Genomic DNA, 15,590 nt, shown 5'->3' on the forward strand with positions numbered 1-15,590 from the left:
CCTGAGATTACCGTGCCAGATTCCCTGGAGGCGCTGGTCGCCCTGGTGATCGGCGCGAACGTCCTCGCTGACCGCAGTGCCGTCATTTCCCATGACATCTGCCAGCGCGCTGCTCACCAACTGCTGCTGAAACTCATCGACAAACGCTGCTGCTGAACGAACGAAGCCACCGCGGCCCCCGCCGGTACACCCGCGCCCACGGCGTCTCCGTGCGCGCGGGCGTCGTTGGCACCAGGCTGCGCCGCTGCCTTGTTGCTCGCCTCACCGTTTAGGGCACACCCATGAACTCAGCTATGCCCGCGGCCCCATCAGCACCGCGCTGCGACCGCTCTTCGGGAGTAAGGCCGTCGACGATGTAGCCGGAGCTGTAGCCGTTGCCGACGTCGCCCCCGACGTACGCGCCGGGGTCGAAGTTGCTGTCGGCGCGATCGTGGCGTCCTGCATGGCGGTGCCGGGGTTGGTGGATGGCCCGATGCGTTTGATGACTTCGGATTGGCCTTGCCCATCCGCTTGACGCTCTTGACCGGGGTGGGCTGGTCGTCGCTGGTGACGACTGGTGCGGTCTGCGGTGCAGCATGCGCGGTGGTGGCGAGAGAGGCCCCTCGTGCAGCCAGCATTCCGGCGATCAGCGCAGGGGCGAGGCGTCGAGTGAACGTGACGACATGAGGATGAACTCCTGGGACCGGTCCGTGCGTCCAGGGCTACGGGGCCGCCCACGCCGCGGCCGTAGTCCCGCCAGTGCCAGACCGCGGTCACGGTCGGGGGCTTACGTTCCCCCTCACGCTGCGGGCCCGGCCGCAGGCGGAGCGGACTCCGGTCGGAACACGGCGCCCCGGTACAAGGTGGCCACGCCTGCCGTGCCGGCCAGCGCCGTCAGAACGAAGTCCGCCTGCACCAGACCGAGGTGCCCCGGCCGCCACGCGGCCGCGAGCAGCGCGCCGGTCAGCAGCAGGCCCTCGAAAGCCATCCGGTTCCGGCCCGACAGCGCCCACTAAGCCGCCCGTACCCGGTCCGCGCACGGCCGGACGCTCCGCCATCCGGGTGTGGGAGTTCCCGCCGTCACCGCGTCCCCCCGCGCCCTGGCCGATGCGGTCTGCTGCCGGTGGGCGGGGACGGCGGCTTCCATCAGGGCCTGCCCGCCGGAGGCCGCGGCGGCGGGCGTGTTGGTGGAGCGGGAGCGGGCCGCCGCCGGGGAGACCCGGCCCCGGGACGCGGGCGCGGCCGGTGCCGAGGGCGGTGTCGTCAGGCAGTGCACGGCGAGGAGACCAGTGCCGCCCTGGTCCCGGATCTGGTCCATGCGTGCCGCGAGCAGGGACCACTGGTAGCCGATCAGGAGGCCCGCCGGCGTCTCGGGCAGGACCTCCTTGACGACGCCCACGATGCGCGAGCCGGTTCACGCCGAGCCGTTCCAGCGCCTGCGCGCGGTCGCCGAGGTTCAAATCCCGGGGCACGTTCAGGCCCTCGGTCAACGGGCCCCAGGAACGCTTCGCATCCGTACTCGCGGGCGGCGCTCATGGGTTGGCGCCCTTCCGCATCGGCGCGGCAGCAAGGGCGGGAGCAGGAGCAGTGTACGGAGCCGGAGAGCGCACGAAACAGCACCAGCCCAGTCATGGCAGCGCGATCAGCTGCCAGGCCGCGACCGAAGCAGGCCGGCATCATTCCGAAACTTTGGGACGACTGCCGCAGCTGTTGCCGGGGACCGCCGGCAGGCCGCCGCAGGACCCGGCTCGCCGAACGTCCCGTGGCCGCCGGTCACAAATGACCGGCTGCGCGGCCTGTACTGCCGCTCTGGCCGGGGCCACCCTCGTGGTCGCAACCCCACACCTACGGATGGAAGGCTGGAAGTCATGGCTTCAGGCAGAAGGAACACCCCCGCACAGGACCTCCTGGCGAGTCTCTTCTTCCTTGCCTTCGGCGCGGCGCTCGTCTGGCTCGGATTCCAGGGTTCGTCTGACGAGTGCGGCGGCAAGAAGATGTCGGCGGGCGACACCTGCGTCAGCTACTCAAACGGCAAGCAGACCGGAAGCAAGAACCTGGAAGAGCAGAAGTCCGACAATTCGATGACGTCGAACGTGGTGTTCGTCATCGGAGGGCTCGTGATCCTCGGCAGCGCCTGGTCGAGCGTTGGCGCCCTGCGACGCATGAGCGGTTCGGCTCGTTGACTGCCCCACTTCCCTGCTCCCCGGCTCATGCGCGCTGGTGAGTCCCAGCCGAGCGGGCAGAGCGGCCCCATGAGGACTTGGACCAGTCGGGCTGATCCTCAGCTTCGTCATCGGCGTGGGGGGGCACGGGAGACCTGGACGAGGTTCATGCATGACGCGTCCGCCTCTCCGGGGCTCGGGCAGGTCGGGAACCGCCGAGACGGCCGCCTGATCTACCCGATTCTCGGCCCGGGGTACGCGGCACGGGCCGATCGCAGCCGAGGTGTCGTGCACCATGCCGACAAGGCTCGAGTGTTGCTCTGAAGTGGCCGCGAGGAGGTTGAGCGTCATCCCGTCAGTTGAGACTGGCGGCAGAAGAAGTCGGCGATCGGGGGGCTGAAATGCGGTGGTTGTTCGAGCGGTTCTTGAAAGGCTCGGACGAGCTTAGGGATCTCGATGTGTACGACATCACGTTCCTGGCAGGCGGAGCGATGCGGGTGGCAGACAGTGCGGTCGTCGCGCTGAACAGACGTGGCCTGCTCGTGGTGCACGACGCACACGTGCGAACGGTGGAAGGGGAGAGGCCTGGGCATGCGGTGGAGCGTCGTGTGTACACGTACTGCGGCCGTGCGAGAAGCATCGACGCCGTACGAGCCGACATGCAGCGCTCCCTGGAGGCCTACGAGATCGCCCGTCGGCTGGCCGCATGGAGGCTGGTGAAAGGCGCGGACCACCGACTGACCCGCGAGGGCAGACGACATCTGCAGGCAGCAGGACTCGACCCGCGCGTCCCGAAACACGTCCTGCTGGGGACCGGCGGCCTGTTGGACGAGAGGGTGCCACGACCCGCCGATCCACCCCGCCCCCAACCCCATCCGACCCCGCGCACGCGAAGGCCCTCGCCAGGGCACAGTCGCCCCCACCATGGCTACGACTCCGGCGAGTAGAGGCGCTCACCGGCTCGTTCGCGGTAAGCCCTGAAACAACTCCCGAGCCACCCTGGAGCCGATCCGCCGCACCGAGCCGGCCCGACAGCTCCCACCAGGCCGCCCGTACACGGTCCGCGCACGACCGGACGCCCCGCCGTCCGGGTGTGGGAGTTCCCCCGCCGTCACCGCGTACGCCCGGCGCCCCTGGCCGGTGCGGTCTGTTTCCCGTGGGTGGGAACGGCGGCTTCCATCGCAGCCTGCTGTCCGGGGGCCGCGGCGGCGGGCGTGGTGGTGGAGCGGGAGCGGGCCGCCGCCGGGGAGACCCGGACCCGAGACGTGGGCGCGGACGGCGCGGACAGCGGTCGTCAGGCAGTGCATTGTCTCGTCCACGAGACGGCTGACCGTCGCGGAGGACGGGCCGTCCTTCCAGGTGGTGTTGTCACCGAGGCGGGCCAGGTGCACGGCGAGGAGACCGCTGCGGCACCGGTCACGGATCTGGTCCATGCGGGCCGCGAGCAGGGGCCACTGGCGGTGGCCGATCAGGAGACCCGCCGGCATCTCGGGCAGGACGTCCTTGACGACGCCCACGATCGCGGCGTGCGCGAGAGGGTTGATTGCTCTTCGAGCGCTTCCTGAGCGTCCGGCGGGCATCGCTGCCGGACATCGACATCGATGTGGAGTCGGCGCGCCGCCTGGAGACCTACGACCGGATCATCGAACGCTTCGGAGCCGAACGGGTCGCGGTGACCGGGATGCCGGAGACTTACCGGACCCGCCATGCCCTGCGCTCGCGTGTCAGGTTCAGCGTGTTGAAGCGGACTGGGCATCCGGGAGTGTGGGTCGGCTTGTGCTCAGGCGGGCCGGGTGGGGGCCCGTAGTCCGACCCGGTATCCGCCCTGGGGGGTGGGTTCGGCGGTCAGGGTTCCGTCGAGCAGTTCGGCACGTTCTTTGAGGCCGATGAGGCCGTGGCGGGCGCTGGGCAGGGCCACGGACGGGCGGGTGGGGGCGGTGTTGGTGACGGTGACGCCGAAGTGGTGCGCGTCGTGCCATAGGCGGACCTCGGCGCGGGCGCCGGGGGCGTGCTTGCGCACGTTGGTGAGGGCTTCCTGGACTGTGCGGTAGATGGTGCGCTGGGCGGTCGTGCTGATGCCCGGCGGCAGCTCGCCGGACAGTGTGGTCTCAATGCCGCTGCCGGCGATGAGCTGTTGGAGGTCGGCGAGGGTGGGCTGGGGGGTGAGCTCGGTCTCCTTGCCGCCGGAGGCGCGGAGCAGGGTGACCATGTGGCGGAGTTCGTCGAGGGTGTCCACGCTCAGGGTGCGGATGGTGCGGGCGGCGTCGCGGGCGGCGGGGTCCTTGGCGGCGACCTGGAGCGCTCCGGCCTGGACGGCGATGAGGCTGACCTGATGGGAGACGACGTCATGCATCTCGCGGGCCAGCTGGGCGCGTTCGCGGGCCAGGACGTTCTGGGCGTGCAGGGCGCGTTCGTGTTCGCGGGCCTCTTCGACCTCGACGAGCTGGCGGGCCACATCGTGCCGGGCCTGGACGAGTTGGCCGAACAGCACGGGCGCGGTGGCTGTCGCCAGTGTGTAGACGAACTGGATGAGCGTCCAGGTGCGGTCACCGTTGAACGTGCCGGAGAGGGGCCAGGCGAGGGTGCCTGCCGCCGCGTGCAGCAAGACGCAGCCGGCCAGCAGGGGGCGGTTGCGGGTGGACGCGGCCAGCGTGTAGAGGGCTGCGATCGGCGCGACCGCCACGTCCATGAAGACGGTCATGGGCAGGGTCAGCAGGAACACGGCCAGCGGAAAGCGCCTGCGCAGGAACAGCCCGGTGCTGCCGAGGGCCACGAAGGACCAGATAAGGGGGGTTCCCTCGTCGTAGAGGTTGATCCAGGCGTCGAGCGCGGCGAGTGCGACGAGGCCCGCGTCGACCGCCCAGGGGGGCACGCGCCGCCAGAGCGTGCGGCCCGTGCTCATCGTCCGTTGCCCCGCGCCGTGCTGTCGCCGTCGTGGTCGCCGAGCAGTCCGGCCCGCTCGGCGAGCAGGGCCGCCTGCACGCGGCCGGCGACCCTCAGTTTGGTCAGGATCGAGCTGACGTGGTCCTTGACGGTGCCCTGGCTCAGGTGGAGCCGGGTGCCGATGTCTGCGTTGGACAGTCCTTCCGCGATCAGGACGAGGACGTCACGTTCGCGGTCGCTGAGCAGGTTGACACGCGCTACGTCCGCGGCCTGGGGTGCTCCTGCGCCTGGGTGGCTGCGCAGCAGGGCCCGTGAGGCCTTCGGAGACATCACGACCCCGCCCGCGGCCAGGGTGCGTACGAGCTGGGCGAGTTGTTCGGGCTCGGTGTCCTTGAGCAGGAAGCCGTCGGCTCCCGAGCGCAGCGCGGTCAGGACGTACTCGTCGGTGTCGAAGGTGGTCAGCATGGCCACGTGCGGCGGTGCGGGAAGGCTCTGGATCTGGCGCAGGACGGTCAGACCGTCCACGTCGGGCATGCGGATGTCGAGGAGGACGACGTCCGGCCGCTCGCGTCGGATCACGTCGGCAGCCTGTGCTCCCTGCGCAGTCGCCACGACCTCGATGCCGTCGGACGCGTTCAGGATCATCTGGAAGCCGGACCGCACCAGGGCCTCGTCGTCGACCACCACTACCCGGATCACCGGCGTTCCGCCTCACACTCGTCTGCTCTGTCCCGCTGCTCGGCGACCCGCACACCCCTCATGGGGGGGAACCCATGTCCTCCTACGGTATTCGCCTGCCCTCGACCGTACGTCCGGCAGGGTACGCGGGGGCGCGGTCGCCGTGGACGGTGGACACCCGGCGGGCCGGGTCCAGCCGTTCGGGGGGTGTGATCCCGCCCATCGGCAGGGCGGCGGACGAGGCCCGGCGGATGGCGCCCCTGTCCTCGAACGGATGGCATCGGTCCTTGGGTCCGCACGATGGTGCGGGCCGCAAACGATCTCCGTACCGTTCGAGGACCACCCGGCCATGCCCCGCCTGTACCCGCACCAGTCCGTCCGTGCTCTGCGCCGCTGTGCGGCGTGGCCCCATGTGCTGTTCGGGGGTGTGTACGGGGCGGTTCTGGCCAGTTCCCTGGTGGCGGCGCTGTCAGAGCAGGCTGAGACAGCGCCCGCTGACCGGCTCGGCAGCGCCCGGTGGCTGGTGGTCACGTCCGTCGCGTCGGCCTTGGCAGTGGTGCTGCTCCGCCTATCGGCGGGGTGGTTCCGGCCGGTCGGCGGGGGTGTCACCGCGGCCTGCCGGATGGTCCGGCTCCTGACGTCACCGAGAGATTGTCGGTATGACACAGATTCAGCCGTCGCAGGAGACATCGGCTCCGCAGGCGACCGCGCCGCCACGGCCTGCAACCTCGCCCGAATCCGTCGGGAAGGCATCGGCCGCTCGCTCGATGGGACGCCTGGTCGGAGTGGACCTGGCTCGCGCGCTGGCAGTGTTCGGCATGTACATCGTGCACATCGGCCCGGCGCTGTCGGCCACGACCGGCGCCGGCACCTGGGTCCGGTACCTCGCCGACGGGCACTCGTCCGTCCTGTTCGCCACCCTCGCCGGGTTCTCCCTGATGCTGATCGCCGGCCGCCGTGAGCCGAAGAACGGCCCGGCCGGCCGGCAGGCCAGGGCCCGGATCGCGATCCGGGCCCTGGTCCTGCTGGCGCTGGGAACCGCGCTGGCGATGGAGTACGGCGGCGTGATCATCCTCGGCTTCTACGGCGTCTACTTCCTCCTCGCCCTGCCCCTGCTGCGGCTGTCCGCCAAGACGCTGGCGATCATCGCCGCGGGGCTCGCGCTCGTCACGCCGCAGCTGGCGTTCGTCCTGAACTCGCGGCTGAGTGAGTCCGTCCAGCAGAGCATCAACGCCTACGACCCGCTCAAGAAGCTCAGCGAAGTCGGTGTGCTCGATCTGCTGCTCACCGGCTTCTACCCGACGATCACGTGGATGTCGTTCGTGGTCGCCGGCATGGCGCTGGCCCGCCTCGACCTGTCGGCCGTCTCCGTCCAGCGGCGCCTGGCCGCGCTCGGCGCCGCCCTGACCGCCGGCGCGTACGGCCTTTCCTTGCTGCTGGCGGGCAAGGACGCGCTCAGGAGCATGGCGGAGGACGGGAAGTCGTCCGCCGGGTTCGAGAAAGCGTCGTCCTTCGCCAGCGGGTCCATCAAGCGCCACCTGTCGGCCTCGGACCTGTTGTCCGCCGGGCCGCACAGCGGCACCCCGTTCGACATCATCGGCAGCGTGGGCGTCGCGATCCTCGTGATCGTGGGCGCGACGGTGCTCATGGACCGCCTGCCGCAGCTGCGCCGCTTGGCAAAACCGGTCATCGCCGTGGGCACCATGTCCCTGACGGCCTACGTCGGCCACTTCCTCGTGCAGTCCATGGTCGGCATACCGGCCGGGGAAAGCAGCCAGACGTCCTGGATCCCCGTGCTCACGTTCATCCTCGGGGCGATCGTGTTCGCCGCGGTCTGGTCCCGCTTCTTCCGCCGCGGTCCGCTGGAGGCTCTGCTCAACGCCGCCACCCAACCGGCGAAGTACATCCGATGATGGCCGGACCGGGGCGGTCGGCCTTCATGCCCCGCCCCGGCCCGGACGGCCCCGGCGGCACGCTCGAACCGGTCGTCGGGTCCGATGCCCTGCAGAACGGCTGAAACACGCCCCGAGCTGCTGGGACAGATCGGAGCCCTTGGGCTACGCGGTACCACCTCGATCGTGTTCGGCCTGCTCGCCTTCAACGCCCTCCCCGACGTTCTCTACGCCCACACCGCCCTGTACGCCATGACCATCACCGTGCTCGGCAGCGTCCTGCACCACGGCCTCGGATGTGCTCGATGGACCCGCCCGGTTGGGCGGGGTTCTCGGCGAACAGAGCGTTCGGGAATCGGCCGTCGCTGTAAGGCAGCGCGAAGGCGCCGAGGCGGGCCCCGTCGGTGAAGCGCGAGCGCGCCGAGCTGACTGCCGGCCGATGCCCGTCCGATCAGGTTGCGCCGGCGGCTGTCCGCCCTGGTCAGCGGGACCTGCTCGCCCTTTGCCCTGCGGACGGGAACGGGGACTCCAGGGTGAGGATGACCGAGCGGGTGCGCGAACGCTTGGTGACGCTGGCACTGTCCTCACCTCGCGCGTGGTGTGGTGTTCTGGATCCGGCGAATGCCCCGGCAGTACCACCTCCCCCACGGGCTGTCCCCGCCCTGCGGCGGGGACAGCCCGTTGGAGACCGCTCTCACCCGCCGGGGTGCCCCGCCGGGAGGAGGAGTTGGGTCGCGGCAAGCTGTGCGTACAGCTCGTCTCCTGCGATGAGCTCCTCGTGGGTGCCGATCGCACGGACCCTGCCGGCGTCCATGACGACGATGCGGTCGGCATCCGTCACCGTGGACAGGCGGTGGGCCACCACCAGGACGGTGGTGTCGCGTGCCGTCTCGGCGACGACGTCCCGCAATGCCAGCTCGTTGACGGCGTCGAGTTGCGAGGTCGCCTCGTCCAGCAGCAGCCTGGGCTTGCGCAGCAGGGCGCGGGCGATCGCGACGCGCTGGCGCTCCCCGCCCGACAGCTTCGAACCCCGGTGTCCGACCAGGGTGTCCAGCCCGCGGGGGAGACGCTCGACGAGGGCGTCGAGCCTGGTGCGGGCGAGGACGGTGCGGATCTCGTCGTCCGTCGCGCCGGGCGCGGAGAAGACCAGGTTCTCCCGCAGCGTGCCGGCCAGCACCGGCGCGTCCTGCTCGACGTATCCGATGACGGACCGCAACTCCGGCAATGGCCACTGGCGTATGTCCTCGCCGTCGACCAGGATCCGGCCGCCACTCGTGTCGTAGAACCGCTCGATGAGTGAGAAGACCGTCGATTTGCCCGCACCGGAGGGGCCGACGAAGGCCGTCACCCCGGCACCCGGCACCTCGAAGTCCACCTGCCGGTGGGTGGGGGGCAGTCCGGGCTCGTAGCGGAAGGAGACGCCCTCGAACCGGACCGAAGCCGGGCGCCGCACGGCCGCCGCAGCCTCGGGCAGCGCCGGCTCCCGCATGGCCGGCGGCTCCGCCGCCAGGTGGTCCACCTCCGTGATCCGGGAGATCGCGGCCGCGCCCTCCTGGTACGCGGAGGCGGCCTCGACCAGCTTGTACACCGGCTCCATCAGGTAGAACAGGTACAGCAGGAAGGCGATGAGCGTGGAGACGGGGATGTCCCCGGACGCCACCCGCGCCCCACCGACCCCGAGGACCGCGAGGAACGCGAGCTGGACGGCGAGGTTGTCCGCCGTTCCCAGCAGGGCCTCCCACTTCGCGCCGCGCACGCCGTGGTGCCACGCCTGCCGGGCCGACGCCTCGACGCGAGCGGTCTCCCGCTCCTCGGCGCAGGACGCCTTCACCGTGCGGAACGCCCCGAAGACGCGCTCCAGGCCGGTGGACATCTCGGCCACCGCTTCCTGCGCGCGTTCAGCGGCCTGTCCGATCCTCGGCATGACCAGAGCGGCGCCCGCGGCGACGACCGCGACCACGGCGAGAGCGACGCCGAGCATGACCGCGTCCAGGAAGGCCATCACGACGACCGCTGCGATCAGCGTGAGCGCCCCGGTCGCGGCGTTGACCACGGCCTGGGTGCTGACGGCACGCAGCAGCGTGGTGTCGGAGGTCACCCGGGACATGAGGTCGCCCGGCTGCACGCGGTACATCGCCGGGAGGCGCAGCCGCAGGAGGCGGCCGATGAGACTGCGGCGAGCGGCCAGGACCACCGACTCCGCCGTCCGCTCCAGCACATAGGCGCCGAACGCCTCGGCCACCGTGCTCAGCAGCACCAGGACGGTCAGGGCCAGCAGGACGGTGGCGATCGTGCCGCCCGACGAGAGCCGGTCGACCAGTGCCTTCGTGGCCAGCGGCTGGAGCAGCGCCCCGGCGGCTCCCGCCAGGGCCAGCAGCAGACCGAGGACGACGGCCCCGCGGTGCGGGCGGACGTACCCGTACAGTGCCTTGAGCGTCTCACGGACGCGCAGGGACTCGGCACCCGTCGTCTCCGGGGCGGATGCGGCGTTCACAAGATTTCCTTCCTGCCTGGTCGGCCGCGCCGCCACGTCGGCGGCGGCATCGGTCCCCGCTCGGGGCGTGGCGCCCGGCTCAGCGGGTCAGCTCGACGGCCTTCGCGGCGAGTGTGTGCACAACGGCATCGCGCAGGTCAGGGCTGACGACAGCCACACAGAGGCCGCTCGCCGCCAACGCCATGCCGAAGAACTCCCAGAGCGCGCTCCTGCGCCGCCTGGCGTCCCCACGGCCCCCTGCTTCGGCCGGCGGTCGGCCGCAAGCGCCGGGCTCCTGCTCCTGCGCACGCTGTGTCATGCCACCAGCCTGGTGGCCTGAGCCTTCCGCCGGCCATCCGGCGATCGTCGGATACACCCCCGCCAAGTGGCTGGAACCGAGCTGGTTGAGCGTGCGGACCAAACCCTCACCGTCGGGGCGTATCTGGGTCAGTTCCTCGGCGTCCTTGGCCCGCAGTTCCTTGAGCTTGACAACCTGCTTGCGCAGCCGCTTCTCGCTGTCCGGCATCTTCCCGCAGGCCGGCTACGTGGGCGACACCGGCTGCAAATGAGTCTCAGGGCTGGACCAGCTGAGACCGGAAGTCGGAGCCACCTCAGGCCGGAACAATCGTCGCGTTGACCACGGAGTGGGGCCAACCCAGACCTGAAACGTGGGGCCAATTCGAACCGTCAACTCCGTGCCGGGAGCCTTGTACACGGGTGGCGGATCAGCAGGTCCGCGCGGTAGGCGATGTCCCGGCCGGCGTCCTGTTTGGCTATGGGCGGCCCAGTAGGTCGCCCGCAGAGACCGCGACGATCAGTCCGCGCATGAATCGCATGCAGCGTCCCTCCTGGGGCGTAGGCGGGAACCTGCTCCCCCCGTGACTGGCCAGGTATACGCGGAGCCGGCGCCGGCGGTGACGCCCGGAGGGCAGGGTTTCGTCTCAACAGCCCAAAAAGTCAGATACACGGAGCTCTGAACGTGTTCTCTCGCCCTACGGTGTGGTCGTGGATCATCCCTGGAGCCTCCGGCACCGCCCCTGTGGATACGGGATGGTCGCCGGGCGGTACCTCAGGGCGAGGGTGCGCATGAGACCCGACTGATAGTTGGCGGCTCCGATCGGTAGCTGGCGGAGCGAATCCAGGTCTCCCGCCGGCGTTCGGATCGGCCGACGGTCGACCCGGCGATGAGGACGCGGACGGCTGGGCGAGGTCATCGACCACACCCTGGCCGAAGACAACACCGCCTAAGCCGCGAACTTGAACTACTGGTGGCTGTGGCCGGGGGCGCTGCCAGTGCCGCAGCCGGACGACACCTTCATGCGGGACCGGGAAAGGACGCGGGCTAGGTGTGCTGTCTCATGAGATTGATTACGGGTCAGCACCTGGCGCGGCCGTCACGGGATGGCCCAACCTGGCCCGCATGGATTGGTTGCCACTGCTCTCCACCCTGACCGGGGCCGCGATCGGCATCGTCGCCACTCTCATCGCCGATCGGAACCCGTGGAAGCACGAGGAAGTCAAAGAAGCCCTTCGACTGCGGCTCGACATCTACACGCAGTACACCACCACCGTGAAGGTCCTCGGTGAGACCCTGCGGGCCTTGGCCGAGCGAGAGCACCCCTCCGACGACGAACGGGCGTTTGCGCTGCGCGAAGCCTTCCGGGATTCAGGCATAGGTATCGCATCGGAACGGATGTGGCTCATCGCGCCCCAACCCGTCGTCCAGGCTGCCAACAGCGTGTTCCACTGCCTGCGACGCATCTGCGACGGCTACATCGACGGCACTGTTGTCAGCAGTTCAGAGGATCGCGCCCGCTGGGAGGCACGCGGCAAAGCAGCCGCCGAGATGCGCAAGCTCATGCGTGAAGACCTCGGCGTAGGCGCACTCACCGAACGCCACAGCCCCCTTCTCAACGACTGAGACCCCGGGGGGCCTCATCGGCGCACAACGAGATCATGCTCATGCGCCGAGCCTAGGCGGCACCACTGACAACGGAGGGTCCGTACGGAAGTCGGGAGGGCAGGTCCAGGTCGGAGGGGAGCAGTGCGCCGGCCCAGCAGTCCAGCAGCGCGCCGCCGTGTTCCATGCCGGCCCGCTGGACGCCCTCGATGAGGAAGCCCACCCGCTCGGCGACGGCACGGGAGCCGTCGTTGCCGACCCCGGCGCGCCAGACCAGCCGGACGACGCCCGCCTCGGTGAACGCCCAGCGGACGGCGGCCCGCAGGGCCTCCGTCATGTAGCCGCGGCCCCGGTGCCCGGCGACGGTCCAGTACCCGATCTCGTGGGTGTGCGCGCCCGTCCGGTGCACGGCGAGCGTGGCGACGAGCGGGCCGTCCGCGCCGAGCCGGACGGCGAAGTCGTAGGCGGTGTCCTCCCGCCACCCGGCCGGGACGCTCTGTGTCACGTACTCCTCCGCGTGGGCGGGCTCGTAGGGGACGGGCACCGAGATCCAGCGCTGGATCTCGGGGTCCTGGCAGGCGGCGTGCACCTCGGCCGCGTCCCCGGGGATGTGGGGGCGCAGGACGAGGCGCTCGGTGGTCAGCGTGATCGGCTCCATGGGCAGAATTCTGCCCAGCCGCTAGCCGGCGGTCGACGGCAGGTAGGGGACCGCGGGGGTCAGGCCGAGGTTCGAGGGCAGCAGTCCTGGTCGAGTTCGACAGCTTCGAGCAGGCGATCGCGGCGCACAAGAGTGCGGCCTACCAGGAGGCGCTGGTCGCTCTCTCCGACGGCGTCGCGCGCGACTTCCGCATCGTCGAAGGCATCGACTGACCGAGGTCCAGTCGGATCCGCAACGTCGTTGCGGGCGGACCATGTGCATCGCGCTCACCCCGGCGTCGCGCGGCGGCTCGATCGGGGTTGCGATCGACACGATCCGTCCGCCCTGCCGTACCAGGGGCATCAGGGCCGCGGCGTCCTGCGGGCTCAACGGCACCAGGTTGAGCAGGATGTCCACCGGGCCGTCGAGCGAGGTGCTCACTGGGGCCTGACTTGTCCGGGCGATCGTGACGCTCCCCCGGCTGAGCCGGATGGTGTCAGGCGGTGTTAATGCTGTCGAGGGTCCTCTGGAGCCGGCGGATCGCGTCTTCGGCCTCCGTGTACTCCTGGAGGGCCGGCTGGACGGCGCCGAAGGTGGCGCCGTCTCCGGCGGGCAAGGCTCGCCAGTGCAGGACTGGCGTGAGCGCGGTAGCAGCTGCGCCGAGGAACCAGGCCAGGCGTCCGTGGACGTGGGCGAGGGCGATGGCCAGAACGGCGAGCGCTTCCCGCAGGTGTTCCAGTCGGTCGACCTCGGTCAAGGTTTCCTGGGACTGCGGGGTGCCGACGGCGGCGTGGAGGTCGGCGGCGGCTTTCGCGGCGACGGAACGGTCGGCGGGTGACAGCTCCCACCCCTGATCGTGGATTTGCCGTTCGGCTTCCTCCGCCAGATCCTCGATGATCTCCACCATGCCCATGCCTGCATCCTATGCATCCTGCTGCTGTCTGAGTACAGACAGACCGACTGGCCATCCAGCCACGGTGATCACCGAGCAATCGGGCTTGATCGACCGGACACGTCCTGGACTAGATACGTCGGCACCCTGGCGGGCCCGGCCAGGCTGACACAGTGCCGGCGCGGCCGGCCGCTGCACGGCCGCGCTGTAGAGCCGTGCCGCGGAGCACCTCCGCCGACGTGCCACTCCAGCACCGGACGGACAGCCCGGCCCCGTGCTCGATCTGGGGGCGCTTGCACGTCATGTAGCTACACCCTGCCCTGTCGTCAACGACCGCGGAGAGCTGTCCGCTTGCGGCGGCCCGGCGTTACTCCCCCGCTGCACCGGGTGCTCGGCAGTCAGCTGCGGTAAGCGGTCACTCAGGGCACTCCAGGGCCCGCCTGCTCCCGCAGCGGCGGGTCCTCTCGGGCCTCGGAGCCAGGCAATTCATCGCGGTTTCAGGAGAAATGTGTCCGAATCCGGCTGTCCAGGCTCGATCGGCACACCGTAAATGAAAACCGGCTGACCCGGGGGAATCATGTCGGCCCCTCCGCACTGATTGAGCGCGCTACCGATCGGCAATCCCGCAACATTGCCGTTACCAGCTCCCGTGCCATTGAGTAGTGGCTCCACCCGCGTGAGTCCCATGATGGTTGACACAAGTGGTCCCGAGCGCAGGGGACAGCAAGTCGCCGATGCCGCACGCAAACGCCGGAGCCGCTGTGCCCCCCCTGCCGCCATAGTGAAGGAGATGGCTGTAACCGTCTGGCGTGTGATCATGCGTGGGCAACGACGGACACCACAACAGGTGACGCATGAATGGGCCCTGCGAAACCGGTCAGCCGTCTGCGGCGGCCGGCCCTGCCCGAACACCGGGACATCCTCAACGCCCACGTCCAGGCGCAGCCGCTTGAAGCGCAACGCGTGGCACCACACGCGCGTCCAGGACGTCACGGCTCCCCCAGGTCGCAGCGAACGCGACGCCCTCTCAGGGGCGTCCAGGGTCGACGGCGGCCAGGTGCTCCGGCACCAGGCGGGCCACCTCCGGGCGCAGCGGGACGGTGCGGCCGACCGCGCGCAGCCGGCCGTCCTGGTCGTGGCGGCCGAGGACGAGGAGCTGCGGGCGGTGAGGGTGCCGGAAGTGGGACGACATGTAGCCCCGGGCTGAAGCAGTGAACAGCGAGGCCGGCTCTCGCACCCCCCGCACGGGCCGCTCCACTTATGGACAGCCGGAGCATTGGCGCTCACACCTACGGGTCGCCCGTGTGAGCGAATCCCGGGTTCTCGATATGATCACACCCTTGTAATCAAACTGACGATCTATTTTCTTGAGGTTCTCTCTGTGAAACGCTCCATCACATGGGCGGTCATGGGCATCTCGCTCGTGACGCTCGTGCTCTCTTCGCTGGCCGTCTCCCGGGCCAGTGCGGCCGAATGGCAGGGTTGTGACTCCGGCCGCCTCTGTATCTTCAGCGACGCAGACGGTCAGGGAGCCACCATCTCCTTCGGCCCGCAGAGCCCAGTCCAGCTCTACTCCGCCGAATGGGACGACAAGGTCACCTCGATCCACAACAACTCCGCCTACTGGTCCTGCGTCTACCGGGACGGCTACTACGGCGGCACCGTGCAGGCGCTGCGCCCCGGCTACCGCGGGAATCTGGCCGACACCAGCACGAACCTGAACGACCAGGTGACCTCCCACAAGATGGCCAAGTCCAAGGCGGGCTGCTTCACCGGCTTCGAGCGCTGCGCGAGCGGATACCTCTGCCTGTTCACCGAGCCCAGTGGTCGCGGTGTGATGACCGCGACGCAGAACGATGTTTCCGTGTACGACCAGGCGTGGAACGACCGCGTGGTCTCGGTCGCCAACTACACCGACAAGCACGCCTGCTTCTACCCCGGTCCCGATTTCACGGGCTCGTGGAGCGAGGGCGGCAAGACCTACGGCAAGTACGTGGTACTCCGGTCGGACAGCACGGTCATCCCCCAGCCCTACGCCGCCGGCTTCACCTCCCACAAACTGGTCACCGGGACGAGCCAGTGCTGACCGCTACC

The 15,590-nt window shown here is 69.9% G+C and carries 15 protein-coding genes and 2 pseudogenes; 8 read left to right on the forward strand and 9 right to left on the reverse strand.

Going from position 1 to position 15,590, the window contains the following annotated elements; all coding sequences use genetic code 11:
* Nucleotides 1-12: 12 nt before the first annotated feature.
* Nucleotides 13-156, forward strand: coding sequence for a hypothetical protein (locus tag ACIP5M_RS08725; protein ID WP_401193772.1), 144 nt, complete (start codon nucleotides 13-15; stop codon nucleotides 154-156).
* Between the two features lie 622 nt (nucleotides 157-778).
* Here ACIP5M_RS08725 and ACIP5M_RS08730 read toward each other — a convergent pair.
* Complete coding sequence (locus ACIP5M_RS08730) at nucleotides 779-967, reverse strand: hypothetical protein (RefSeq protein ID WP_401193774.1); 189 nt, start codon at nucleotides 965-967, stop codon at nucleotides 779-781.
* Between the two features lie 24 nt (nucleotides 968-991).
* Nucleotides 992-1,378, reverse strand: coding sequence for a hypothetical protein (locus ACIP5M_RS08735; protein ID WP_401193777.1), 387 nt, complete (start codon nucleotides 1,376-1,378; stop codon nucleotides 992-994).
* A 469-nt stretch (nucleotides 1,379-1,847) separates the two neighbouring features.
* Between ACIP5M_RS08735 and ACIP5M_RS08740 the strand changes: the two genes are divergently transcribed.
* The 3 genes and pseudogenes from ACIP5M_RS08740 to ACIP5M_RS08750 all read left to right on the forward strand — a co-directional run.
* Nucleotides 1,848-2,162 (forward strand): hypothetical protein, encoded by a 315-nt coding sequence (locus ACIP5M_RS08740; RefSeq protein ID WP_401193779.1) that lies wholly within the window; start codon nucleotides 1,848-1,850, stop codon nucleotides 2,160-2,162.
* Nucleotides 2,163-2,551: 389 nt separating this feature from the next.
* A complete protein-coding gene (locus ACIP5M_RS08745) occupies nucleotides 2,552-3,088 on the forward strand; it encodes a TIGR04222 domain-containing membrane protein (RefSeq protein ID WP_401193781.1) in 537 nt (178 codons plus the stop codon).
* Between the two features lie 596 nt (nucleotides 3,089-3,684).
* Nucleotides 3,685-3,948 (forward strand): annotated as a pseudogene (locus ACIP5M_RS08750) (hypothetical protein); the annotation flags it as partial.
* Here ACIP5M_RS08750 and ACIP5M_RS08755 read toward each other — a convergent pair.
* Nucleotides 3,922-5,043 (reverse strand): sensor histidine kinase, encoded by a 1,122-nt coding sequence (locus tag ACIP5M_RS08755; protein ID WP_401193783.1) that lies wholly within the window; start codon nucleotides 5,041-5,043, stop codon nucleotides 3,922-3,924. The pseudogene ACIP5M_RS08750 and the gene ACIP5M_RS08755 sit on opposite strands and share 27 nt — an antisense overlap.
* Nucleotides 5,040-5,669, reverse strand: coding sequence for a response regulator (locus ACIP5M_RS08760; RefSeq protein WP_401195048.1), 630 nt, complete (start codon nucleotides 5,667-5,669; stop codon nucleotides 5,040-5,042). The genes ACIP5M_RS08755 and ACIP5M_RS08760 overlap by 4 nt, the downstream gene beginning before the upstream one ends.
* A gap of 800 nt (nucleotides 5,670-6,469) precedes the next feature.
* Here ACIP5M_RS08760 and ACIP5M_RS08765 point away from each other — a divergent pair.
* The gene (locus ACIP5M_RS08765) at nucleotides 6,470-7,615 is read left to right on the forward strand and encodes a DUF418 domain-containing protein (RefSeq protein ID WP_401193786.1); all 1,146 of its coding nucleotides are present in this window, start codon (nucleotides 6,470-6,472) and stop codon (nucleotides 7,613-7,615) included.
* A gap of 673 nt (nucleotides 7,616-8,288) precedes the next feature.
* On the opposite strand, the gene ACIP5M_RS08770 is transcribed toward ACIP5M_RS08765, so the two are convergent.
* Nucleotides 8,289-10,088 (reverse strand): ABC transporter ATP-binding protein, encoded by a 1,800-nt coding sequence (locus ACIP5M_RS08770; RefSeq protein WP_401193789.1) that lies wholly within the window; start codon nucleotides 10,086-10,088, stop codon nucleotides 8,289-8,291.
* A 79-nt stretch (nucleotides 10,089-10,167) separates the two neighbouring features.
* The gene (locus ACIP5M_RS08775) at nucleotides 10,168-10,593 is read right to left on the reverse strand and encodes a hypothetical protein (protein WP_401193792.1); all 426 of its coding nucleotides are present in this window, start codon (nucleotides 10,591-10,593) and stop codon (nucleotides 10,168-10,170) included.
* 894 nt (nucleotides 10,594-11,487) lie between these two features.
* Between ACIP5M_RS08775 and ACIP5M_RS08780 the strand changes: the two genes are divergently transcribed.
* Nucleotides 11,488-11,988 carry a hypothetical protein gene (locus ACIP5M_RS08780; RefSeq protein WP_401193794.1) on the forward strand — a complete coding sequence of 167 codons (501 nt, stop codon included), beginning with the start codon at nucleotides 11,488-11,490 and terminating at the stop codon, nucleotides 11,986-11,988.
* A gap of 52 nt (nucleotides 11,989-12,040) precedes the next feature.
* On the opposite strand, the gene ACIP5M_RS08785 is transcribed toward ACIP5M_RS08780, so the two are convergent.
* Entirely contained in the window at nucleotides 12,041-12,625 is a 585-nt protein-coding gene (locus tag ACIP5M_RS08785) for a GNAT family N-acetyltransferase (RefSeq protein WP_401193796.1), read from the reverse strand.
* A gap of 83 nt (nucleotides 12,626-12,708) precedes the next feature.
* Between ACIP5M_RS08785 and ACIP5M_RS08790 the strand changes: the two are divergent.
* Nucleotides 12,709-12,837: pseudogene (locus ACIP5M_RS08790) on the forward strand (DUF1330 domain-containing protein); the annotation flags it as partial.
* A 263-nt stretch (nucleotides 12,838-13,100) separates the two neighbouring features.
* Here ACIP5M_RS08790 and ACIP5M_RS08795 read toward each other — a convergent pair.
* Nucleotides 13,101-13,517, reverse strand: coding sequence for a hypothetical protein (locus tag ACIP5M_RS08795; RefSeq protein WP_401193798.1), 417 nt, complete (start codon nucleotides 13,515-13,517; stop codon nucleotides 13,101-13,103).
* Between the two features lie 1,006 nt (nucleotides 13,518-14,523).
* Nucleotides 14,524-14,742: a hypothetical protein gene (locus ACIP5M_RS08800; RefSeq protein ID WP_401193801.1), complete on the reverse strand. Its 219-nt coding sequence runs from the start codon at nucleotides 14,740-14,742 to the stop codon at nucleotides 14,524-14,526.
* Between the two features lie 135 nt (nucleotides 14,743-14,877).
* Here ACIP5M_RS08800 and ACIP5M_RS08805 point away from each other — a divergent pair, with 135 nt between their 5' ends.
* Nucleotides 14,878-15,582 carry a peptidase inhibitor family I36 protein gene (locus ACIP5M_RS08805; protein WP_401193803.1) on the forward strand — a complete coding sequence of 235 codons (705 nt, stop codon included), beginning with the start codon at nucleotides 14,878-14,880 and terminating at the stop codon, nucleotides 15,580-15,582.
* Nucleotides 15,583-15,590: the final 8 nt, after the last annotated feature.

This window comes from Streptomyces sp. NPDC088762 (genome assembly GCF_044750905.1).
Lineage (GTDB): Bacteria > Actinomycetota > Actinomycetes > Streptomycetales > Streptomycetaceae > Streptomyces.